Genomic DNA, 21,557 nt, shown 5'->3' with positions numbered 1-21,557 from the left:
AATCATCACCAGTTATGTTTTATATTCTGGATGGATTTGTTGCACATAAAAAAAACCGCTTTCCGGTTGGAATGCGGTTTTTGTTTTACTCTATTCAGCGGTAACGATTTGACTGCCCGCAGTCGTCCGCTTCAAGGTGCACATAATTTATCGACAAATAACGCCGTAAATCTACATGATATCATTCGACATTCGACAGTTCGTTCATCTGTATCGTACTGCTTGCGAAAGTTATCGCGCTTTAACGATAATTTTGCGGATGCTCTCGCCCGATAAATGATATTTGCTTTCCAGATCGGCAACAGACCACCCATTTGTGTAAAAAAGGAATATCTCCTTATTACGCTCGGCCAGCAGCTTCCGTGTTCCGCTAACCTCTCCCCAATTCGCGCGTTTCTCCGTTGCCTTCGGTACGTAAATCAAATCACCTTGGATGTATTTTTGCAGCTCTTTCAATAAGCTAGGGGGAAGCACATCTCTCCCATTTTTGTAGTTCACAATAAACGTCCTCCTCGAACAGGCTAATCTTTGTAAGATTAATCGTTGCGGTTTTCATCAACATCTTTGCGGCCTCCCTTCGATTATTTGTAAAGCCAATCCAATCTGAAAAACAAAAAATCCATGAAGGGGATGTCCTCCATGTTCATGCAAGCTCTTTCGTATAATTACATTACAAGTATATTGTAAGCCTTTTCAGATGACAAGAAATGTTTAACAATATTTCCATTAAAGTTTTATGTGATGAAGTTCAGAAAAAGAAGGAGACCCTGCGGTCTCCTTCATATGGGTGATCTCCGTTTAAACGGAGATCACCTCCATTTTGTTAATCAATTCGATCAGCTCCTTTCCTCATCATTTGTCGGCCCGACTTCATCAGTATATATCGACATATGAGACTAGCGAAAGTGCAAAAACATTTATAAAAGAACTTTACCAATAATGGGAAAGACGTTCATAACCGCGCAAATCGTCTAGCTTTTTAGTAAGCCAAGCATTTTCAGTCCATGCATAATTCCATCTTCCGTTACGGCCTTCGTGACATAACGAGCTGCTTGCTTCACTTCTTCAGGCGAATTGCCCATGGCGACGCTATGATAAACATATTGCAGCATTTCGAGATCATTCAACCCATCGCCAAAAGCATAGACATCCTCATTGTTGAAACCTGCACGTTCGATTAACGCTTGAATGCCTCTTGCTTTCGAGCCTCCTGGCGGGAGTATATCGCTGCCGTATAGATGCCAACGGATATAGCCGAGTTCTGAAAAGTTTTCTTTATAGTAGACCTCGTCTTCTTCCTTACAATAAAGCAGGCATTGGTAAATCTCTTTTCCTAAATAATAATCGGGCTCGAGTGGCGGGAGTCTTAATTTCAAGGGTTCATTATCATCATCCCTATAAGCTGTTTGATGCGTGCTCGTTCGCATCCCCTCCGGAGTCATATAGACTAAAGGATGCTTATTCGCTATCGAAATTCGGGAAAGTTCTGCTAAACGAACAGGATCAATGGAATGACTGTATACCACTTCACCGTTATAGACAACGTACGAACCGTTAAAGCTAACGTAGGATTCGATGCTTAGCGCTTCACTGACGGGTTTCAGCATGAAGGGCCCTCTGCCTGTCGCAATGACAACTTCATGTCCGGCTTCCTTCAATTCCGCAATGGCTTGCTCTGTCGAGGGCGGAATTTTTTTCTCGTGATCAACCAATGTGCCATCGATATCAAAAAATATAAGCTTTTTCGTCATAACCATCTGCCCTCAGTCCCATTTTTTCGTTTGCTTAATTATACACAATTCATGTACGTCCGCGTCTCAATCGAAAAAAACAAAATAAACCGACACCAATAGGCATCTGTTTATTTTATTGACTCTAAGTGAGATTATCTCGTTATTCCCATTTATTTGAAAAATGAACAGCTTAAGCAGCCATCTCGATCGTATACGGTTTATTGTATTTTGCACGGGCTTGTTGACCAAGGCTGCTTGCTTGCAGCCGGTTATTTTGAATGATACCCGTGATCATCGCGGCTTCCCCGACATCCCGTTGCGCGAGCTCAATAAGAAGCGCCAGATCTCCAGCTTGATACGCCGCAGCCATCGCCCAAATGAAACTTCTCGTTTCCTCATCTGTGGAGGATAGGCCAGCTTCTGCTTGCAGTTCCCTTCTAACCTCATGCAAGGCTTCCCGAGCACGATGCAGCGCTGCTTTCATTGCTCCAGCCGTCGAGTTGAGCAGCTTCGCTGTCTCCCGAGCGGAGAAACCTAAAACATCTCGAAGCATAAAAACGGTGCGTTGAAGCGGGGATAAATGCTTCATGAGCGCATACAATGCCTCCTCAAGCTCCAGGCTGCCCGTATTCGACGCTGCCTCCACTTGTTTCTCTTGCATTAAGAGACGAGCGTATTGATTCCGTCTGCGCGATTGATCGATCCATGTATTTTTGGCAATACGCAGCAATAGAGCCTCACGGTTATCATGGGTTGCGTTTATTGCGGCCCGCATTCCTTTTAACCAAGTTTCCTGCGCTAAATCCTCGGCATCCCACCTTGACCTTGTAAGAGACAAGCAATAACGCTGTACGACTGCTTGCAGCTGCTCCATGTTTTTTTCTTCGCTGCGCGCTTCCTTATTTGTTAAAGTATCCGCTAAAATCATAATTCAGCCTCCTCAGCTCTATCCCGTCTTACGCTAGGTAAAGGGAGTTATCCTTACATAAGTAAACGAATGGAGAATGACAAAGGATACGCAAAGATCGTTAAAAAAACGCCGTATCCTTTCCCGGCTCCTATTCGTTTACAGATCGAAAACAGCAAAATGAATCGGGAGGTTAAAATGATGAGTCATTATGTTCCATATGTGGTTGAGCAATCAAGTCGCGGCGAAAGATCTTACGACATTTATTCCAGACTTTTGAAAGATCGGATCGTGTTCTTAGGGTCGGCGATTGACGATAATGTCGCGAACAGCATCATCGCTCAATTATTGTTTCTGGCAGCGGAGGATCCGGATAAAGAAATTTCAATGTACATTAACAGTCCCGGGGGCTCCACCTCTGCCGGCTTCGCTATCCTTGATACGATGCAATTCGTCAAGCCTCCTGTGCATACGATTTGTACCGGATTTGCCGCTTCCTTCGCCGCCATCCTCTTGCTAGCAGGCGAGAAAGGTCATCGATCCGCGCTGCCTAATAGCGAAATTATGATTCATCAGCCTCACGGCGGTGTACAGGGGCAAGCGAGCGACATCGCAATTAGTGCAAAGCGGATCTTGAACATTCGGACAAAATTAAATCAAATCTCCGCCGAAAGAACAGGTCAACCGCTCGAAAAAATCGAAAAAGATATGGATCGTGACTATTATATGTCATCTGAAGAAGCGTTGGAATACGGAATAATCGACAAGGTGATTACATCTATGTAGCGATTAGACTCTTGTGAATCCAAATGGCCGCTTGACTTCCGTCTCCCATCGCAATGGTTACCATTTCGGAATGTGCGGTAACGTCCCCCGCAGCCCAAACATGCTCGGCGCTAGTGAGCTTGGTACGCTGATCAACGAGTATATGCTTATTATCCATCAGCTGAGCCCCAAGCTGATTGGCGATAGCGGAGCGCACTTCGTTGCCTCCGAAAGCGACAAAGCACCGCTCGCGGTAAATACTCGAGCCGTCTTCCAATATAATGCCTTGGAACTGAGCCTGATCGGCAATGACCGTTCGGATCGATTTTTCGATGTATAGGATCCTTTTCTCTGCAAGACGACGGCGAAGCTCTTCATCAACCGGTGACCGTTCATGATTCACATAGATGAGATCTACCGTCCAATGCGTGAGGGTAAGCGCCATTTGCGCACCCGTATTTCCGGCTCCCAGCACAAGCGTTTGCTTGCCGGATACTTCGTAACCGTCGCAGTCCGGACAAACGTAAACACTAATTCCCATGCAAGGAAAAAGCATAGGGAAATTAGGGAGCCGGTCCTTTACACCCGTTGCGAGCAGCAGCCGTTTACCTCGAAAGCTCATTTCATCGGAGGTAATTAACCGTAAGCCATCAGCATCCCTCTCCGCACGTACGACTGTAGCCTTTATAAATCTTATGCCCAGCTTCTCTGCTTGCTTTTTTCCTGAAGCAAGAAGCTCGGCACCGCTAATGCCATTCGGAAAGCCGATTAGGTTATGGTAGCTTCTGCATACGGTAGATCGTCCATCGCCGCTGTCAATCACGGCTACATGATGACGATATCTTCCTAATTGTATAGCAGCTTGTAGACCTGCAATGCCTCCCCCTACAATCACACAGTCATATTGCACCCTAAATCCTCCTGCCCTGCCAGCTAATCGAATTCAATAACAAATGATTCTTTATTATTAATGAAATGTGTACCCGTTATTCAACGAATATATGAACGGCTTATGTCCTTGACAAAAGAAAGCCAGCTGCTCATCCGGGAAGAGCTTGCTGGCTGTAAGGCTACTCCATGCTTATTCGTCTTCGCTTCAACAGCTCGGGCAGCGCGATTCCGATCAATACGACGATAACTCCAGTCCACTGCAGCACACTCACATGCTCATTGAGAATAAAGGACGAAAGCAGTACCGCTACAGGAAGCTCCGATGCGCCAACAATGCCAGCCATCCCCTCACCGATATGCGGCACACCGACTGCAAACAGAACAGGTGGAATAAATGCGCCGAACAAGCCAAGCAAAAAACCATAAAGCATTAAATGGCTCCAAAAAAGACCATTGAACAAAAACAACGGCGGAAACAAAATAAATACAAGCAGCATGCCGCCGGTTATCATCCACACGCTGCGATACGCCGGATGTACGGAGGGAACTGCCTTTCCGCTAAATAAAATAAACAGCGAGTAGCTTATTGCAGATAGCAGGCCCAAAATTACACCTGTTATATTAAACATGCCTGTGCCTTGCTCCATGATGCCGGCAGCAAGCACCGTTCCTCCGAACAAGATGGCAATCGTGAAAAACATAATGCCGTTAGGACGTTTTCGCTTGCTTACGGCTTGAATGAGAACACCGATCCATGTGAATTGGAATAATAAAATAATGGCCAATGAAGCCGGAATGTAACGAAGCGATTGATAATAAAGCAGGCCGGTTACAGCTGATGGCGTTCCCGCCGCCATCAGGAGCAGACGATGCTTCCAGGTTAGCTTCGTCACGCTCTCCGAAGCGACGACAGCAACAAACCCCTTGCTTGCTCCTTTGCTGCTCTTCTTCCTCCACTTCATAAATAAAGCAAGCATCCACGCGAGTACGAAGCCCGTAAGCAGCTGACTGCCAACCACTTCGCCAAGCATATAACCGTTGCCATAAGCCAAAACGACGATTGTGGATAAAATGCCATAGCTTGCCGCACCCAGAAAAACCGATAATAAATATTTCATCCCGTACATTTCTCCTTCCTGAAGTATCGCAAATTTCCATATGAACGCACAAAAAAATCCTAACGACGAATACAGGATCAAAGTGAAATGATCGCATATTCGTAGTTAGGAAGTTAGGCTTCCCGTAGAGACCCTCACCCTATTCAAGCTTAAATCTGTGAGGTTATACGAATGATTTAGTTGTACGGCTTCATGTTCAGCAGATTAAATCTTACATAACAAGTGAGGTACTGTCAATAGACAAACAGCTGGAAACGTCTATGGCGGCATGTCTGTCCGTGCGCTGCGGGCAATAAGGCACTATTAACAGCTTCTCCTATGTTATGATAGAAAGACATGAAACAACTGCTGAAAGGAGTGAAACGGTAATGAGTAGACCTGTGGTAAACAGAACAGTGCGTTCCGTTTGTCCTTTTGACTGTCCCGATACTTGCGGGCTTAGCGTCACCCTCGAAGAAGGAAAAATTACTCAAATAACCGGAGATACGGAGCATCCCGTCACTCGCGGCGCGATATGCAACAAGGTTAGACAATTAAGTGACCGGGTATATCATCCGGAGCGGCTGCTTTATCCGATGCGCCGCATCGGGCCTAAGGGAGATCTTTCTTTCGAGCGCATCACTTGGGAGGAAGCATACGAGGAAATTGCGGCGCGTATGCAGAGCATCAAGACAGAGCACGGCGCCGACGCCATATTGCCTTACAGCTTCTATGGCAATATGGGCGTGCTGAATGCCGAAGGCATGGATCGCCGTTTCTTCCACCGTCTCGGCGCGAGTCAGCTTGATCGGTCCATTTGTAACGCGGCTGGAGCTGAAGGATATACATATACGATGGGAGGCTCCATTGGTATTGATCCGGAGGATACGGTACATACGAAGCTATTCCTGATTTGGGGATGTAACTTGGTATCTACCAATATGCATCAGACGATGCTGGCAACGGAAGCCAGAAGAAATGGAGCAACGGTTATCCATATCGACGTTCACCGCAACCGCACCTCTGCATGGGCGGATCGCTTCATCCATGTAAAGCCGGGAACCGATGCTGCACTTGCGCTTGGCATGATGCATGTCATCATTCGAGACGGACTTGCGCATACGGCATTTCTCGAACAGCACGCAATAGGCTACAAGGAGCTGGCTCTGCAAGCAGCGGAATATACGCCTGAGCGTGTCGAAGCGATTACCGGCGTGCCTGCAGCAGAGATCGAAGAGCTTGGCCGCCTATACGGTACAACAAGCCCTTCCTTTATTCGCATTGGAAACGGGTTACAGCATCACGACAACGGAGGCATGATCGTTAGAACGATTTCATGTCTGCCTGCCTTAACCGGTCAATGGGGGGTTCGCGGCGGAGGCGCCATGAAGGGAAACAGCTGGTACTCGCGACTTAACGGCCTAAAAATCGAGCGGCCGGATTTGCTGCCGGACCCGGATGTCCGCACCGTCAGCATGAACCAGCTTGGAGATGCCCTTCTCGATTTGGCTCCTCCTGTCCGGATGCTGTTCGTCTATAACAGCAACCCGGCAATCGTTGCGCCGGATCAGAACCGCGTGCGCGAAGGGCTTCTGCGCAGCGACCTCTTTACGGTCACGCATGATTTGTTTTTAACGGACACCTGCAAATATTCGGATATTGTGCTGCCGGCTACCTCTCATTTTGAAAATTTAGATTTATACACGTCTTATTGGCATCTGTATTTGCAGCTTCACGAGCCGATTATGGACCCTATGGGAGAATGCAAATCGAACTTTACTCTCTTTAAGGAATTGGCGCTCCGGCTAGGCTTTGAGCAAGAGCTATTTGACATAAGCGAGGAGCAAATGATACGCGAGGCGCTGGATAGCGAGCACAACCCATTCCTGAAAGGCATCACCTTCGATGAGCTGCAGGCGAAAACATGGATGAAAGCTGGAGGCGGTCTGCTTCCTCCTATCACATCAATCATTCCGACGCCATCCGGTAAAATCGAGCTTTTTTCGGAGTCCATGCTGAAGGCCGGCTTGCCGCCGGTACCCGTTCACTCGCCGCTGCGCGAGCCGGACACCTATCCGTTTTGGCTGGTAACCGGCCCGAACCACAGCTTCATCAACTCGACCTTCGCTAATCAAGAACGTTTGCAGAAGCTTGAGAAGAAACCGCAGCTTCATATGCATGCGGATGATGCGGCAGCGCTCGGCTTCGACGATGGGGAACGCGTAAAAATCCGCAACGATAGAGGCGCTGTAGAAATGACGCTGCGAATCGGAAATGATGTGCTGCCGGGTGTACTCGTTACGCAAGGCTTGTGGTGGGAAGATCATCAAATAGGCCGGCAAGCTGTCAATGCCCTTACGCCGCAGCGGCTTGCGGATATGGGCGGCGGCGCCACCTTTTTCTCCAACCGCGTGGAAGTGCTGCGTATAGATCAGAATTAATCCAGCGGCAAAAGAAAAAACCTGAACTCCTGTTATTAGGGAATTCAGGTTTTTTTTGCAGTAATCGATTAATAGCAAATTCCGACTCGTTCGCGGACATAAGCTGAGTTCAAATATTCGGAAACAGCAAACTCGGCTGTATCGGCAAAGGAAATAAACGAGCCGCCGGAGGGAAGCACATTCTTCTGAACGCGGTAGCTGCCTCTCTGCTCCTCCTGCACGAGTCTCGTCGGACAAACGATCGTCCAATCCAGAGATGATTTAGTTAATTGCCGGTAAACATGCTCATGCTCCATCGCGGCCTCGTGATTAACCCGTTTGTTTTCGGTTGACTGATACCTTAATAATTCAGGCTGCAGCTCGCTTTGCAATATGCCAGCGGTACCAATCGTAATGAGCCTGCTTATTTTGAGCTCCAGCATCGCGGCGATTACATTGTCCATACCGCTGGCAAGCGTACCGTTTCCTTCTGTATTTAACGAACATATGACTCCGTCTACGCCTGCCATCGCCTCAAACACATCGTGTCGATTTCGAATATCGCCCAGAAAACTTCCTGGCTCCACTTGCTCGGCAGAGCGCACAAAGCGCCTTACCTGTACGCCCTTTTCCTCCAAGAAGCGGCGGATAAATTGCCCGGTCTTGCCAGTTGATCCGATCAGCAGCAGTTTCATTCTCGGCATGCCCCTTTACTTATTTGAGATTTCATTATTTAGGCTTAAATTTTTCTTCATAGCTTTTTAGCACGTCTGCCGGAGCCTTTTTCTTAAGATGATTCGGAACATGCTCAAAACAGAATTTCATTTTATCTCTGTTAAGAGCTGGAATTAAGCTTAGAAAATCCCATTCGTCACGCGACAGCTGCTTGCCGCATTTCGCGAAAATGCAGTAGTGTTCTACGACAGCGCGCGCCTGCATAACGGAGTTACGGCCAGCTTCACCCGGCGCCTGGGATTGAAGTAAATGATGAAGCGCAGGATTCTTTGCCCAATCCTTTTCCTCTTGATAATAGGGCGCAAGATTTTTCCAGCCGATTTGCCACGTATCGAGCGCTTCTCGGACCGCTTCGGCATATGCTTGATCTACCTTATTCGAGACGGACTTCCCTTTACCGCTCGCATCCTGCTCAATCTCGGAGAACCCGATGCCGTCCCGGTAATGCTCCCCGATCGTAACGCGTGCCACAACTTTTACAAATCCGTGAGGGATGTTGATTTCGACGTCTCTAATCTCTCTGTTCCAGCGGCTGCCTGTAGCTTCCTCGACGCGGTCCGTATAGACCTGGTTCGGAATATAAGCCCGGCCATTGTCCCCGCGTTTTTGGACGGTGCCGGGCGGAAACGCAGCCTTAATACGATCGATGGCTTCCTTATAGTCAAAATCGTCCATCCCTTGCTCCTCTCCTTATTTCGTGCTCATTTTTCCAAACTTGCTCATGTAGCTATCGAAGCTGCTGTACACTTGCTGGGCTTTCTTGACCCGATCAGGCAGCTCGCGGAGAAGTCCCTTGAAATACTCCATGCCGGTATCCGTTATCCGGTAGTATCGGTTATAACGGCTATCTCCCTCCCATTTCCGAAAAACATGACCGTTTTCTGCAAGTGTTTTAAGGCGCTGGCTAAGGTAAGCGTCATTGACTCCTACATGGCTGCCTAACGTTTGGATGATTCGCTGCTCTAATTCACTCGCGTACATTTGTCCGTTCTGAAGCTCAGACAGCACAATAAAGTCGATGACCTGCTGTACCTTGACGACGTGGCCAAGAGATTCCGTTTTCTCGATGGGATGTTCATTGCGAGCCATAGTATTCACCCTTTCAAATTGATGAATCTGAGGTTACAACAGCTTTCCGTAGAAATCAGACTGCAGCGAGCAAATCCAGCTTATAGGAAGAGGAGAGGGGCAAAAAACCTGTATAAACTATAATTCGACAACAGCTTTTCCACCTCCTGCCCCCAAAAACCGAGCGCGACGCCGGTTGTAAGCAGGAACGCGAACATATATTCGCATACCCATATTATACCACAAATAGGACTGTAATCAATATACTTGTTACCACCCTTTCGTCATCCGCTCGTGCACCATTTCGATTTTTCCTTATCTATCTCCTTTCTACCCGGTTTTCTACCTCTTCTGTGTCTAGATTCGTACTTAGATTGCAGATTTCTGTTTTGCTGCTTTGTACGTTTTTATCCTTTTGCTTTTCTTTTTTCTAGTTGCAAATCTCATCTCTGCAACTAAATCCGAATTTAGCAGCAGAAATCGATCGTCGGGGGGGCCGCCGCACGCTTCGCGAAACCAAAACATGGCCGAAACTGGATTACCACACCCCAAAGTAGAAGTCAATACAAATGTATATCAGAGCTCACCATACGGTGCAGGCCAGCAACTAGCGCCGATAGCTGCAAGTCCGGCGGCATTGCAGCAGGCGGCATAATCGGAACTTGAAAAAATGCCCCGGAAACCGGAATGAAATAAAGAAGTGGTGTGCAGCAGGATTCGATAGCAATGAATAAGCAGCGGCAGACGAGCGAACGGAGTAGGTATGCGGAGCGGGAAAACGTGGCAGGCAGCGCCGCCGAGCCGCGAAGCTGCATGGGCGAGAATGCGAAAGAGTGGAAACAAGTATATTGTTTTTACGGTTGTTGCTTACATTAAAGGTTTATCGTTTATCGCCTGGTGAAACACGTTTTTGTGTGATGAAACGGTCGCATGAGGCACGAAGTAATCGTACAATGTTTAAAGTGAACGAAATAAAGAGCATCGGCAGCATCGGACTCTAAATTAAGTCCAATACTGCCGATGCCCTCAATCAACCTAAATTTAAATGTTCTTCATTTCGCGGGCAACCGTGTCAGACAGCGCTGCCAAGCGAGCCTCGAAGCTGCATGCGCGAGGATGCGAAAGAGTGGAAACAAGTATATTGTTTTTAAAATGCTCGTATTATTTAAGCTCGTCCACAATATTTGGAGCAGTTTGTCCGGTTACTCCGCTTACCAGATTTTGCGCTGCAAGCATGGCCATATCAAACCTGGTTTGTGTCGTAGCCGAGCCGATATGCGGCAGAGTCAGCACATTCGCCATCTTTAGAAATGGATGATCAGCATTGATCGGCTCTTTCTCAAAAACGTCAAGACCGGCTGCCGCAATCGTGCCTTCCTGAAGCGCTTCGATTAGCGCCTCCTCGTCTATCGTTTGACCGCGCGAAATATTAATAAAAATTGAGGTTGATTTCATGAGCTGAAATTGTTTGCGTCCAATCAGCTTAGTCGTTTCCGCCGTTAAGGGCGCCAGCATCACGACAAAATCCGAAGCTGCCAGCAGCTCATTTAATGGTGCATAACGAACGCCAAGCTTCTCTTCCGCTTCCGGCTTGCGGCTGCGATTGAAATATACAACATCCATCTCAAAGCCAAACTTTGCACGGCGGGCCACCGCCTCGCCGATTCGCCCCATGCCGATAATGCCGAGCTTAGCGTGATGGACGTCTGTGCCGAACAATTTTACGCCGTCGCCAGTTTTCCATTGTCCTTCTTTTACATAACGGTCTAACTCCGCTACTCGTCTTGCCGTTCCTAATAGGAGAGCTATTGCCAGATCCGCAACCGTATCGTCCAAAACATGGGGCGTATGCGTTCCGATAATGCCCCGTTCTTTCATAGCTGCAAGATCAAAATGATTGTATCCGACGCTAATGCTGCTTACGACTTTTAAATGCGGGGCTTGCTTCAGCAGCTCGGAATCAATTTTCGCACCTGCCGTCAGCAATCCGTTCGTTTTCGCGATTTTTTCAAGCAGCTGCTGACGCGGAATCGGAGTCAAGCCTTCCCATTTATCGACAACGCAGTGCTCGGCTATGTACGCTTCTACCTCACTCGGTATTTTGCGATCAATAAATACAGATGGTTTCATAAACATTCTCCTCTCAGCAATCATCATTAATTAGCATATCACATCAGGAGCGATGATCGTGAAGCTTAGATTATTCGTACATAGCCGCCTGCCGCTTAATAAGATCCTCAACCACGATACAAGCCATAGCTTCTACGACAGGAATAATGCGAGGACAAATGCAAGGATCATGCCGGCCGATCGTCGCAATCATTTTTTCCTGTCCATGGATATCTATCGTATGCTGCGGCAAAGAAATCGAAGAGGTCGGCTTAACCGCCACCCGAAATACAATCTCCTCGCCCGTGCTTATGCCGCCAACGATTCCACCCGCGTTGTTGCTTAAGAAACCGCTCTTGCTCATCTCGTCGTTATGCTCGCTGCCTAGCATTTCGGCTGCCGCAAATCCTGCACCGAATTCGATCCCTTTAACGGCGCCGATCGACAGCATCGCCTTAGCCAGCTCAGCATCCAGCTTATCAAATACGGGCTCGCCAATGCCGGGCAGTACGCCTCTTATTCTGCATTCTACAATTCCGCCGCAGCTATCCCCCACGGATGCTAAATGCTCGATCTTCTCGATCATGCGAAGGGCAGCTTCCGGGTCGCAAGCTCTAACCGCATTTTTTTCAATCTCATCCTCGAGATAGGTTTCGCATTTGATGCCACCAATTTCCTTCGTATAAGCTACAACGCTTACTCCTCTATTTTCTAACAGCTTTCGCGCAACTGCCCCACCCGCTACACGGCCTGCCGTTTCTCTTCCCGATGCCCTTCCGCTGCCGCGGTGATCGCGAATGCCATATTTTTTCAAGTACGTGAAATCGGCATGTCCCAGCCGGAAGGAGTGCTGGATATCGGTATAGGCTTCGGGTTTCATATCCGTATTGTGAAGCATAATAAAAAGCGGTGTCCCTGTCGTCTTCCCCTCAAACATGCCGGAAAGTATGCGAATGACATCATATTCCTTGCGGGGCGAAGTAACGGAGGATTGCCCCGGCTTCCTTCGATCCATCTGCGTCTGAATATATTGCTCATCCAGCTCGATACCGGGCGTTATGCCATCTACAATGACCCCAACCGCCTCACCGTGAGATTCACCGAAGGTTGTAATTTTAAAGCAATTTCCATAAGTATTTCCTGCCATTGTCCGTTCCTCCCGAGTCTATGCTTTGACGCATCCGTTATAGATCCATTATAATTTCTATAATGAAATTAATGAAATTCAAATATCGGAACATTGTCATAGAGAGGATCTATATCATGCTGATGAATATGGAGTGGTACCGCATATTTTTGCATACGGCCAAATTAGGTAATTTGACGAAAGCGGCACAGGAGCTGCATATTACTCAGCCTTCGGTCAGCTACGCCATCAAACAGCTGGAAGCACAGCTTGAGGTGAAGCTGTTTGATCGGCTTTCCAAAGGCGTGAAGCTTACTCCCGAGGGCATGGAACTGCTTCATTACGTGGAGAAATCCTTCTCTATTCTGCATGCAGGCGAAATCAAATTGTTATCTCTCAAAAATTTAACGGCCGGTGAGCTGCGGATTGGAGCTAGCGGTCCCATTATCAAGCATCTGCTGCTTCCGCTCCTCGATACGTTCCATATGGAGCATCCGACTGTACGCATACGTCTCTCGCAAGGAAAAACATCCGATATTCGCACGCGCTTAAAATCGGGAATAATCGACGTTGGACTTGTCCATTTGCCTTTTTCGGATGAAGAGCTTACCGTTTCGCATCTGACTGATATAGAGGACTGCTTTGTTGTGGGAGAGGCGTTTCGGCATTTGGCCGGCGCACCTTTAACCTCGCAGGAGTTATCGCAAATTCCACTGCTGCTGCTCTCCGAAGGAAGCAGTACCAGACAGTTTGTCGAGAGCTGGTTTTCTTCTCAAGGCACTTCAATTGAAGCCGACATGGAGCTTAGCAGTATGGATATGCTGATTGAGCTGGCCGGACGCGGCTATGGCGCTGCTTTTGTTACGAAATCCTTCATCGAACAAGAGCTCGAAGAAGGGAATTTATTTCAATTGCATACCCATAAACCGGTTCCTGCACGCTCCGTCGGATTTGCAATAAGAAAGGAAGGCTCCTTACCGATCATTGCAAAGCGCTTTACTGAGCTGCTCGGATCATAGAAACAGCCTCCCTGTCTTTATTGAGCTGAAGCGATTCGGACTTACCTTATAGCGTGAAAGATTTTGTTATCTGTTGAAAAAATCTTTTCGGTCAACTATAATATAGTATGCTTTTATTTGTTTACCGGAAAGGAAAAACTACGATGAGCGATGCTAATCATTTTCGAGTTTTATTGTATTATAAATTTATAGCTGTACCCGATGCGGAGCAATTCGCTGCCGAGCATCTTGCATATTGTAAGGAATTAAACGTGAAGGGCCGTATTCTGATTGCCGATGAAGGCATTAACGGTACGCTCTCCGGCACAATCGAGCAAACCGAGCAATACATGGCGCACTTGCGTGCCAATCCGTTATTCTCGGACATCGTGTTCAAAATCGATGAGACCGATAAGCATGCTTTCAAAAAAATATTCGTCCGCTACAAAAAAGAGCTTGTAACACTGCGTTACGATAAGCCGCTGGATCCGAATACGCTAAGCGGCACGCATCTCTCCCCTAAAGAGTTTCATGAATATTTGCAAAGAGAAGATGTCATTGTGCTTGACGGAAGAAGCGACTACGAATACGATCTTGGGCATTTCCGCAATGCGATCAGACCTGATCTGGAGACGTTCAAGGAATTTCCGGAGTGGCTCCGGGAGAATATGGCCGATTTCAAAGACAAGCCGATCCTCACGTACTGCACGGGCGGCATTCGCTGCGAGAAGCTGACCGGTGTAATGCTTAGCGAGGGCTTCAGTGACGTTTATCAATTAGAGGGCGGAATTGTAACCTACGGCAAAGACGAGGATGTGCAAGGCAGACTGTTTGACGGAAAATGCTACGTATTCGATGAGAGAACATCTGTTGAGATTAATCAGACGGATGAAGCGGTCGTTGTCGGTAAATGCTACCACTGCGAGCAGCCGGCGGATACTTACATCAACTGTGCGGATGATTCCTGCCATCGTCAGCATATCGTATGTACAGAATGCGAAGAGACGAAGCAGGGCTTCTGCTCGACTGAATGCGAAGAGCATGTCGTGGTGTAATACGGAAGATTAATTCAATAAAACTTGGATAACCTATACTTGCCTCATTGTTTAAGGCAATCAAGCTTGTGGAGGTAATACGATGGCTCGCAACAAAAATAAGTCGATTGCAAGCAAAAATCAGGCATTTGAAGCAAGCTCTAAGGATGCGGAGAATGCCGTGGCAGCTTCAACAGACGATAATCGCAATCAAAAAGGCCATGTGCCAAACAGCCCTTCTACGGGCTAGCTTGCAGCAGCACTGATAAAACGGCAAAGAGCTGTCCTTGAGGTTCTCTCACGGGCAGCTCTTTTCGCTTCTGTTGCTTTGACATCATTTATTGATAACAGGCTCCCACCGATGACGGTATTGTATAAGCCGCGGATGCAGCTTTGCCGGCTCCTCCGTCAGCAATAATCTAATTTTCACAATCCATTCCTCGAATGAGGAGAACGACGCGAATAAATTAGCCATCTCCCCGGTCATGAGCAAAAATAGCGGTTTAGGATAGGTTTCCGCCAAATGCCGCAGCGCAGAATCGATTGGCGTATACTTTTTCCGTTTGACTTCGAGCCGCTCAACGACGACATTCTCCTCTTTGCGATCACGCTTCCATTCATGCAGCCGGTCTTCCCGCTTATAGAACGGACTAACCTCTTCCCTCGTCATCCGTTTTACGCTTTGCTCATGCAGCGGATAGAGAACAAGCTTAAGAAATAACCGTTCTTTGGCAATGTAAGCCGCTAGATCAAGCTCCCGTTCCGTCGTATGCTCGAATGAATCATAATAAACGATCGTACCCTTTCGTTCATCCTTTGGCGGTTCATAGCCGAACGGCATCTTTTGAACGGTTTCCATCATGCTGGTGACCTCCTATGTATTCTTTACAAAAGTTACTTAGGAGATGAAAATAACATACTTGCTGCGAAAATGCCAAGTTAAAGCTTATTGTAATCTCTTTTCATAATATTTTTAACTAAGCTCGACCATCTCGAATTGGCGGGGCAATATTTTCGGGCTACCTTCTCAATTGTGGTCAGCCCTTTGTTGACATAATTCCTAGAAAGCAGCTTTCCAAATTTCCGAACGCTGTCTCCCTTCGTTTTAAAGCTGAAGGCTTTATTATATTTATTGCCATCTATCGCATTCAGGCCGAATAAATTATTTTTCTTTTTGGCCAACCAGCTTTTGCCGTTGCCGCTCTCCAGCTTCATGACGGCGATCGTAAAATAAGCGTTAATGCCGTACTCCTCCTCGATCTCTAGGATAGCTTGTTCCAAATTGTGGCCGGATAGCGCGGTGCCTTCGAATATTTTTGCGATATGCGCTTCGGTCAGGCCAGAATCAGACTCAACGATCGAAGTCGGCTGGTTAAGCTCTTCCACTTCTGGCTCTTCTATCCTTTCGGATTGCCGCTCTCTCTCTGCGCCGGCATCATTAATTTCGATTGCGGGCACACGATTGCTTGCAGCTGAGAAGGATAACACGGATACTTCCCCTTTTATTTTTTCGGCATAGCCTCCATGAACGAAGCCTTCGCCTTGCAGCTCGAGCCAGCCATTATCGGTTTTTGCCGTTACCTTTAACCGCGTACCTTGCTTTACGACCTTTATAATATCCGACTGCGCGCTCGGTTTTGTACGTACGTTAAGGTAAAACGCAGTAACCTCGTATGTATCAGGCTTTTCGTCGATAGCCTGTTCTTTTTCAGCTTGGATTTGCTTCTTTGGAAGGGTGCTCGGGGGTTGTTCGATCGGGATATCCGGCGTACTGGCAGTTGTTGGATTAGAGGTGGATGAGGGGATCGCTAAATGGACGGTGGATACGATTGGATCGCTGCCGGGAGCGGCAGTCGTTATCGCGCTTGTGGCTTCAACCGCCAGCTTCTGCGGCGCCTCAGACAAATCGGCTTCCGCGGCGTTATTTAAAGGCTTCACATACATCCCTAATGTAATAACTAGGGATAAAATAAGTAAATAAACGAATAAATGCTGATTTAACTTTTTTCGCATGTAGATATCTCTCCTTTTAAGTTAATGAAGTATACCTGTTACGATATAAGTTAGATGGATTAAATTCATAAGTAAGAATAATAAGTGGACGGTCTGTGATGAGTATATGTCGCTGTCTCCTCCAAAAGACGAGGTTTTATACGGATTTCCGTGAAAAAGCTAATTATGAGAAAATTTTAAACTAAATCCTCATGGTTATAGTCACGCCTGCGGAGTGCATATTTAGACACAAAAAAGCTCTTATTCCTTAGAGAATAAGAGCTTTTTTGTGATTAACCATTTATTTTTTTAAACCGGCAGCATGGGCAGCGATAATCGAATCCATCTGCTCGTTCCAAGCCTCGTCCACGCTGCAGCGCTCAGGATGCGCTTCAAACCAAGCGACCGTACGTTTAATGCCTTCCGCAAACGATAGGGTTGCTTCAAATTCGGGAACCAAGCTCTTGATCTTGCTGTTATCAAACACACTCGTAACCGATTTATCGCCCAGCAGGCCGCCCTCGAGATCTGGGTCATGCGATACGAGAAAATCGGTTGAAATATGTACGAGCTTCGGCTCTACGCCGGCTGCCTCACCTATCGCTTCATAAATTTGATTCCAGGTTAATACTTCATCCGAGGTAATATGATAAGCTTGCCCAATCGCTTCCTCTCGTCCGAGCAACCCGACAAAGCCTTTGGCGAAATCGGTATTGTGGGTCATCGTCCAGAGTGATGAACCGTCTCCATGGACAATAACAGGACGTCCCTCTCGCATTCTAGCGATTAGTGACCAAGGATGAGGCCAGCTGTTTAGTGCCGCCGGGATCATCGTGTCTCCGTATGTAAACGACGGTCTAACAATGGTGACAGGAAACTCCGCTTCTGCCTGCTTCTCTAGCAGCAGCTGCTCGCATGCAATCTTATCGCGCGAGTATTGCCAGTAGCGATTTTCAAGCGGCGTTGCTTCCTCCGTTATCATATAGTGCTTTGGCGGCTTCTGGTAAGCGGAGGCCGAGCTTATAAATATGTATTGCTTCGTGCGTCCGCGAAACAGCTCGATGTCAACGCTGACATGCTCTGGCGTAAAAGCAATCCAATCGACAACAACGTCGAAAACATGTCCCTGGAGCGCCGCAGCCGCAGCATGAGCATCGCGGATATCGCCGGTTATTACCTTAGCGCCGTCAGGTACGAAGCCGTCCCGCTTCCCTCTGTTAAATAGATAGAGCTCAATTCCTCTTGCTATTGCAAGCCTGGACACAGCTTCGCTTATCAAACCAGTTCCACCAATAAACAATACCTTCATCGTCAATCGCTCCTCTTTGTCAATGGAATCCGTTACGATCTAAATAGCTGGCTTATGGTGTGACGTTTCAGCAGGCTTGCTTTCTTGCCGGATTTAATAGCGCTCGCGCCTTGATGACCGCTTCGCACAATTAATAGTACCATATGCGCAAATCTTTTAATATTTGAAAATGATATACTTCTGAGGCAAATGGACGGTTTGAAAAAAAACAAACAAAATCATAACTTTACGGCATCGCCATGCGAGGGTCAAACTTACTAAAATTAGCTGCAAGGGCTTTCATCAACACATGTCTGCTTTTATGGAGGGGATCTATGAATCTGCAAAAAAAGATTGTCTTTATTACGGATTCGGATAGCAGCAGCGGCAAAGCTGTCATAAGTCGTTTGTCTCAAAAAGGCGCTCATTTTATTTTGAACAGTTATTCAGAAGGCGCAAAGCTCACTCGGGAATTAGCGCTTATCCATGAGGCAGGCTTACAAGCGATCGTTGTCAATATTGACCTTTGTAAAAGCGCCGAGGTTGCAGACATGCTTCAATTTGCGGAGCAGCAGCTAGGCAAGGTAGATGTGCTCATACATAATAATAAAGCTGTCTACCCAAGCACGGTCGAACACGGCGAAGAAGAGCTTTTTTTGCAAAGCTTAAATGTGAATGCGAAATCCGCTTTTATTTGTACGCAGGCGGTCGGCAAACAGATGCGGGAGAAGCAAGCCGGAAAAATCATCTACGTCTCCTCCATTCATGCCGAGAAGCCGACAGGCTCCGCCTTCACGTACAGCCTCTCCAAAGGCGCGGTCAAAATGCTCTCGAAGGAAGCTGCTCTCGTGCTGGGCCGATTCGGTGTCAGTGTAAATACGATCGAATTAGGTCCGCTGGAAGGCGACGATGAGCTATTTCAAAGTTCGATCTCCACACTATATAACGAGTACGAATGCAAGGTTCCAAACGCTGTTTTAGGCAGCTATGATGATCTTGCCGAGCTTATCTTATTTCTGACATCAGACGAAGCGCGCTACATAAACGGATCAGATATTAGGCTTGACGGGGGTTTTCTGCTGCACTATATGAATTTCAAGATGAAACGACGTTAACCGCCGGTATGGAGGTGTAGCATGAGTATTGCAGGCAAAATCGCTTTAGTGACCGGCGCCGGAACAGGTATTGGCAAGGGTGTAGCTATTGAGCTCGCGCGCCGCGGGGTCCTAGTCGCGGTTCATTACAATCAAAGCGATGCCGGTGCGCTTCATACGAAGCAGCAAATTGATGACTTCGGCGGTGACACCATGATCGTACAGGCTAATGTCGCGCATAAGCGGGAAATTGATCAGATGATCGGAAAAGTCGCGGATCACTTCGGAGGCATTGACATCCTCGTTAATAATGCCGCCCTGCAGCTCAACTATGATTTCTTCGACTATGTCGAGTCCTCATTCGATCGCATGATGAGCATCAACGTGAAGGGCTATTGGCAATGCATGCAGGCCGTAGTCCCTTACATGAAGCAGAAACAATCCGGCCGCATCATTAATATGTCATCGGTTCATAGTAAGCGGCCTACCGACTTCGACGTCGTCTACGCCATGACCAAGGGCGGCATCCGCATGCTCGGCAGGGAAAGCGCAATCGAGCTCGCCCAATATGGCATTACCGTTAATACGATCGAGCCCGGCGCTGTGGATGTCGGCAAACAGAGCGCCAGGGAATCCAGGCCGATTATGACCGCAGAAGATCTCGAGAAGCACAAAAAAACGACCCGCTCAATTCGCGATAAATTCCCGCTTGGCAGAGTCGGCCGCCCACTCGATGTAGCGCAGCTCGTTTGTTATATCGCATCGGATGAGAGCGAGTTCATGACGGGCTCTTCTATTAGGCTTGACGGCGGCAGCATGCTGCTTTAATCCGGACCGGTTGAATAATAACGCTAAATAATAAAAATCAAGGAGTGATATTCCATGTCCAACAGCCAATCCTACGAAGAAACGATTGCCCATGTCAGCACTTTTTCCAGCCCGTCTACGCTTCGCATTACCGATATTCGGTTTACCGATATTGTTGGCGGTCCGTTTCATAGCAGTCTAATTAAGGTGTACACCAACCAAGGGCTGGTCGGATTTGGCGAGGTGCGTGACGGCGCGGATAAGGTGTATGCCCAAATGCTTAAAGGTCGGCTGTTAGGCGAAAATCCTTGCAATATCGACAAACTTTTTCGCCGCATCAAGCAGTTTGGCGGCCATGCCCGTCAAGGCGGCGGTGTCAGCGGGCTCGAAATCGCATTATGGGATTTGGCGGGAAAAGCTTATGGTGTTCCTATCTATCAAATGCTGGGCGGCAAGTTCCGTGAAAAAATCCGGATGTACTGCGATACCGAAGTAGTCGGCAAGGATACGGGCACGGCCATGGGTGTAGCGCTTAAGAAGCGTATGGAGGAAGGCTTCACCTTTCTGAAGATGGATCTCGGCATTGGTCAAATTATTAACGAGCCCGGCACGTTAAGCGCCCCGCTCGGTTTTTTGGAGGAAATGCGCAGCAAATCGAAAAACCGTTATCGTGCGAATACCGGTACGTTAACAGAGGACGATATTCGCGATATTCGTAACCAACATTATGATATTTACAACATCCCTCATCCTTTCACCGCGATTCATGTAACTGAAAAAGGGCTGGATATGCTTGAGCAATACGTTGCGGATGTGCGTGCGGTTATCGGTTATGAGGTACCGCTTGCAGTTGATCATTTTGGCCATATCGGCCTTGAGGATTGCATTAAGCTTGGACGACGCGTCGATAAATTCAATCTTGCCTGGATGGAGGATATGCTGCCATGGCAGTACACGGAGCAATACGCCAAGCTGTCGCGTGCGGTCGCCACCCCGATTTGCACGGGCGAGGATATTTATTTGAAGGAAAACTTCCGCCCTCTACTACAGGCTGGCGGTGTATCCGTTATCCATCCTGATGTGCTGACGACCGGCGGTATATTGGAAACGAAAAAAATCGGTGATATGGCGCAGGAATACGGTGTTGCCATGGCGATTCATATGGCGGAAAGCCCGATCGCTTGCCTCGCAGCCGCCCATGTCGCCGCAGCTACGGAGAATTTCATGGCGCTTGAGTATCACTCGTGCGAAGTTCCCTGGTGGGATGATATCATCATTAGCGGCAAGCTTCCGAAGAAGCTCGTTCAGAATGGCTTTATCCACATGACCGATGCACCCGGACTTGGCATCGACGATCTGAATGATGAGGTGCTGGCTCAGCATCTTCATCCGCAAATTCCAGGCCTGTGGGAGTCGACAGATAACTGGAATCATTACCACTCCAACGATCGGCTTTGGAGCTGACCGTTCGGCATAGCATAAGTAGTCCAAGA

22 protein-coding genes and 1 riboswitch are annotated in these 21,557 nt (G+C 47.7%); of the genes, 9 read left to right on the top strand and 13 right to left on the bottom strand.

What is annotated here, in order from left to right:
* Positions 1-231: 231 nt before the first annotated feature.
* From ASG81_RS27795 to ASG81_RS27785, 3 genes are all read right to left on the bottom strand, one after another.
* Entirely contained in the window at positions 232-498 is a 267-nt protein-coding gene (locus ASG81_RS27795) for a CD3324 family protein (RefSeq protein WP_056642401.1), read from the bottom strand.
* Positions 499-971: 473 nt separating this feature from the next.
* The gene (locus ASG81_RS27790) at positions 972-1,751 is read right to left on the bottom strand and encodes a Cof-type HAD-IIB family hydrolase (RefSeq protein WP_056642397.1); all 780 of its coding nucleotides are present in this window, start codon (positions 1,749-1,751) and stop codon (positions 972-974) included.
* Between the two features lie 172 nt (positions 1,752-1,923).
* A complete protein-coding gene (locus ASG81_RS27785) occupies positions 1,924-2,661 on the bottom strand; it encodes an RNA polymerase sigma factor (protein WP_056642394.1) in 738 nt (245 codons plus the stop codon).
* Positions 2,662-2,838: 177 nt separating this feature from the next.
* On the opposite strand from ASG81_RS27785, the gene clpP reads away from it, so the two are divergent.
* A complete protein-coding gene (gene clpP / locus ASG81_RS27780) occupies positions 2,839-3,426 on the top strand; it encodes an ATP-dependent Clp endopeptidase proteolytic subunit ClpP (protein WP_268795837.1) in 588 nt (195 codons plus the stop codon).
* Here clpP and ASG81_RS27775 read toward each other — a convergent pair.
* On the bottom strand, positions 3,419-4,315 hold the full coding sequence (locus ASG81_RS27775; RefSeq protein WP_056642390.1) for an NAD(P)/FAD-dependent oxidoreductase: 897 nt from the start codon (positions 4,313-4,315) through the stop codon (positions 3,419-3,421). The genes clpP and ASG81_RS27775 overlap by 8 nt on opposite strands.
* A 160-nt stretch (positions 4,316-4,475) precedes the next feature.
* On the bottom strand, positions 4,476-5,414 hold the full coding sequence (locus ASG81_RS27770) for an EamA family transporter (protein WP_056642387.1): 939 nt from the start codon (positions 5,412-5,414) through the stop codon (positions 4,476-4,478).
* 82 nt (positions 5,415-5,496) lie between these two features.
* A riboswitch (purine riboswitch) is annotated at positions 5,497-5,605 on the bottom strand.
* Between the two features lie 177 nt (positions 5,606-5,782).
* On the opposite strand from ASG81_RS27770, the gene ASG81_RS27765 reads away from it, so the two are divergent.
* Positions 5,783-7,834: a molybdopterin-containing oxidoreductase family protein gene (locus tag ASG81_RS27765; RefSeq protein ID WP_056642384.1), complete on the top strand. Its 2,052-nt coding sequence runs from the start codon at positions 5,783-5,785 to the stop codon at positions 7,832-7,834.
* Between the two features lie 68 nt (positions 7,835-7,902).
* Here ASG81_RS27765 and ASG81_RS27760 read toward each other — a convergent pair whose 3' ends face one another.
* Genes ASG81_RS27760 through ASG81_RS27750 form a run of 3 tightly spaced genes read right to left on the bottom strand, consistent with a single transcriptional unit; the run spans position 7,903 to position 9,637 of the window.
* Positions 7,903-8,508: an NAD(P)-dependent oxidoreductase gene (locus ASG81_RS27760; protein ID WP_056642381.1), complete on the bottom strand. Its 606-nt coding sequence runs from the start codon at positions 8,506-8,508 to the stop codon at positions 7,903-7,905.
* 34 nt (positions 8,509-8,542) lie between these two features.
* A complete protein-coding gene (locus tag ASG81_RS27755) occupies positions 8,543-9,223 on the bottom strand; it encodes a hypothetical protein (RefSeq protein WP_056642378.1) in 681 nt (226 codons plus the stop codon).
* Between the two features lie 15 nt (positions 9,224-9,238).
* Positions 9,239-9,637 carry a PadR family transcriptional regulator gene (locus ASG81_RS27750; protein WP_056642375.1) on the bottom strand — a complete coding sequence of 133 codons (399 nt, stop codon included), beginning with the start codon at positions 9,635-9,637 and terminating at the stop codon, positions 9,239-9,241.
* 705 nt (positions 9,638-10,342) lie between these two features.
* On the opposite strand from ASG81_RS27750, the gene ASG81_RS33330 reads away from it, so the two are divergent.
* The gene (locus ASG81_RS33330) at positions 10,343-10,492 is read left to right on the top strand and encodes a hypothetical protein (RefSeq protein ID WP_162255079.1); all 150 of its coding nucleotides are present in this window, start codon (positions 10,343-10,345) and stop codon (positions 10,490-10,492) included.
* Between the two features lie 285 nt (positions 10,493-10,777).
* Here the strand turns inward: ASG81_RS33330 and ASG81_RS27745 are convergent, their stop codons facing one another.
* Both ASG81_RS27745 and aroC read right to left on the bottom strand, forming a co-directional pair.
* The gene (locus ASG81_RS27745; RefSeq protein WP_056642372.1) at positions 10,778-11,746 is read right to left on the bottom strand and encodes a 2-hydroxyacid dehydrogenase; all 969 of its coding nucleotides are present in this window, start codon (positions 11,744-11,746) and stop codon (positions 10,778-10,780) included.
* Between the two features lie 70 nt (positions 11,747-11,816).
* Positions 11,817-12,872, bottom strand: coding sequence for a chorismate synthase (gene aroC, locus ASG81_RS27740; protein WP_056642368.1), 1,056 nt, complete (start codon positions 12,870-12,872; stop codon positions 11,817-11,819).
* A gap of 116 nt (positions 12,873-12,988) precedes the next feature.
* Here aroC and ASG81_RS27735 point away from each other — a divergent pair, with 116 nt between their 5' ends.
* The 3 genes from ASG81_RS27735 (at position 12,989) to ASG81_RS32420 (ending at position 15,133) form a co-directional block, all read left to right on the top strand.
* The gene (locus ASG81_RS27735; protein ID WP_235549060.1) at positions 12,989-13,870 is read left to right on the top strand and encodes a LysR family transcriptional regulator; all 882 of its coding nucleotides are present in this window, start codon (positions 12,989-12,991) and stop codon (positions 13,868-13,870) included.
* Positions 13,871-14,013: 143 nt separating this feature from the next.
* Positions 14,014-14,904 carry an oxygen-dependent tRNA uridine(34) hydroxylase TrhO gene (gene trhO, locus ASG81_RS27730; RefSeq protein ID WP_056642366.1) on the top strand — a complete coding sequence of 297 codons (891 nt, stop codon included), beginning with the start codon at positions 14,014-14,016 and terminating at the stop codon, positions 14,902-14,904.
* An 82-nt stretch (positions 14,905-14,986) separates the two neighbouring features.
* Positions 14,987-15,133 carry a hypothetical protein gene (locus ASG81_RS32420; RefSeq protein ID WP_200961631.1) on the top strand — a complete coding sequence of 49 codons (147 nt, stop codon included), beginning with the start codon at positions 14,987-14,989 and terminating at the stop codon, positions 15,131-15,133.
* 84 nt (positions 15,134-15,217) lie between these two features.
* On the opposite strand, the gene ASG81_RS27725 is transcribed toward ASG81_RS32420, so the two are convergent.
* The 3 genes from ASG81_RS27725 to ASG81_RS27715 form a co-directional block, all read right to left on the bottom strand.
* Positions 15,218-15,745 (bottom strand): hypothetical protein, encoded by a 528-nt coding sequence (locus ASG81_RS27725; RefSeq protein ID WP_056642361.1) that lies wholly within the window; start codon positions 15,743-15,745, stop codon positions 15,218-15,220.
* Positions 15,746-15,822: 77 nt separating this feature from the next.
* Positions 15,823-16,896: a glucosaminidase domain-containing protein gene (locus ASG81_RS27720; RefSeq protein WP_056642358.1), complete on the bottom strand. Its 1,074-nt coding sequence runs from the start codon at positions 16,894-16,896 to the stop codon at positions 15,823-15,825.
* 280 nt (positions 16,897-17,176) lie between these two features.
* Complete coding sequence (locus tag ASG81_RS27715; protein ID WP_056642355.1) at positions 17,177-18,184, bottom strand: SDR family oxidoreductase; 1,008 nt, start codon at positions 18,182-18,184, stop codon at positions 17,177-17,179.
* Between the two features lie 314 nt (positions 18,185-18,498).
* On the opposite strand from ASG81_RS27715, the gene ASG81_RS27710 reads away from it, so the two are divergent.
* Genes ASG81_RS27710 through ASG81_RS27700 form a run of 3 tightly spaced genes read left to right on the top strand, consistent with a single transcriptional unit; the run spans position 18,499 to position 21,528 of the window.
* Positions 18,499-19,278: an SDR family NAD(P)-dependent oxidoreductase gene (locus tag ASG81_RS27710; protein WP_056642352.1), complete on the top strand. Its 780-nt coding sequence runs from the start codon at positions 18,499-18,501 to the stop codon at positions 19,276-19,278.
* Between the two features lie 21 nt (positions 19,279-19,299).
* Positions 19,300-20,085: an SDR family NAD(P)-dependent oxidoreductase gene (locus ASG81_RS27705; protein WP_056642350.1), complete on the top strand. Its 786-nt coding sequence runs from the start codon at positions 19,300-19,302 to the stop codon at positions 20,083-20,085.
* 54 nt (positions 20,086-20,139) lie between these two features.
* Positions 20,140-21,528 carry a mandelate racemase/muconate lactonizing enzyme family protein gene (locus ASG81_RS27700; protein ID WP_056642346.1) on the top strand — a complete coding sequence of 463 codons (1,389 nt, stop codon included), beginning with the start codon at positions 20,140-20,142 and terminating at the stop codon, positions 21,526-21,528.
* Positions 21,529-21,557: the final 29 nt, after the last annotated feature.

The organism is Paenibacillus sp. Soil522 (genome assembly GCF_001428245.1).
Classification (GTDB): Bacteria; Bacillota; Bacilli; order Paenibacillales; family Paenibacillaceae; genus Pristimantibacillus.
This window is presented reverse-complemented; position numbering and strand designations above follow the sequence as displayed.

Bases quoted from the DNA above. Each gene is read 5' to 3' on its own strand.
- ASG81_RS27790 (WP_056642397.1), bottom strand. From the start codon at position 1,751: ATGACGAAAAAGCTTATATTTTTTGATATCGATGGCACATTGGTTGAT.
- ASG81_RS27785 (WP_056642394.1), bottom strand. From the start codon at position 2,661: ATGATTTTAGCGGATACTTTAACAAATAAGGAAGCGCGCAGCGAAGAA.
- clpP (WP_268795837.1), top strand. From the start codon at position 2,839: ATGATGAGTCATTATGTTCCATATGTGGTTGAGCAATCAAGTCGCGGC.
- ASG81_RS27770 (WP_056642387.1), bottom strand. From the start codon at position 5,414: ATGAAATATTTATTATCGGTTTTTCTGGGTGCGGCAAGCTATGGCATT.
- ASG81_RS27765 (WP_056642384.1), top strand. From the start codon at position 5,783: ATGAGTAGACCTGTGGTAAACAGAACAGTGCGTTCCGTTTGTCCTTTT.
- ASG81_RS27760 (WP_056642381.1), bottom strand. From the start codon at position 8,508: ATGAAACTGCTGCTGATCGGATCAACTGGCAAGACCGGGCAATTTATC.
- ASG81_RS27755 (WP_056642378.1), bottom strand. From the start codon at position 9,223: ATGGACGATTTTGACTATAAGGAAGCCATCGATCGTATTAAGGCTGCG.
- ASG81_RS27750 (WP_056642375.1), bottom strand. From the start codon at position 9,637: ATGGCTCGCAATGAACATCCCATCGAGAAAACGGAATCTCTTGGCCAC.
- ASG81_RS33330 (WP_162255079.1), top strand. From the start codon at position 10,343: ATGAATAAGCAGCGGCAGACGAGCGAACGGAGTAGGTATGCGGAGCGG.
- ASG81_RS27745 (WP_056642372.1), bottom strand. From the start codon at position 11,746: ATGAAACCATCTGTATTTATTGATCGCAAAATACCGAGTGAGGTAGAA.
- aroC (WP_056642368.1), bottom strand. From the start codon at position 12,872: ATGGCAGGAAATACTTATGGAAATTGCTTTAAAATTACAACCTTCGGT.
- ASG81_RS27735 (WP_235549060.1), top strand. From the start codon at position 12,989: ATGCTGATGAATATGGAGTGGTACCGCATATTTTTGCATACGGCCAAA.
- trhO (WP_056642366.1), top strand. From the start codon at position 14,014: ATGAGCGATGCTAATCATTTTCGAGTTTTATTGTATTATAAATTTATA.
- ASG81_RS32420 (WP_200961631.1), top strand. From the start codon at position 14,987: ATGGCTCGCAACAAAAATAAGTCGATTGCAAGCAAAAATCAGGCATTT.
- ASG81_RS27725 (WP_056642361.1), bottom strand. From the start codon at position 15,745: ATGATGGAAACCGTTCAAAAGATGCCGTTCGGCTATGAACCGCCAAAG.
- ASG81_RS27720 (WP_056642358.1), bottom strand. From the start codon at position 16,896: ATGCGAAAAAAGTTAAATCAGCATTTATTCGTTTATTTACTTATTTTA.
- ASG81_RS27715 (WP_056642355.1), bottom strand. From the start codon at position 18,184: ATGAAGGTATTGTTTATTGGTGGAACTGGTTTGATAAGCGAAGCTGTG.
- ASG81_RS27710 (WP_056642352.1), top strand. From the start codon at position 18,499: ATGAATCTGCAAAAAAAGATTGTCTTTATTACGGATTCGGATAGCAGC.
- ASG81_RS27705 (WP_056642350.1), top strand. From the start codon at position 19,300: ATGAGTATTGCAGGCAAAATCGCTTTAGTGACCGGCGCCGGAACAGGT.
- ASG81_RS27700 (WP_056642346.1), top strand. From the start codon at position 20,140: ATGTCCAACAGCCAATCCTACGAAGAAACGATTGCCCATGTCAGCACT.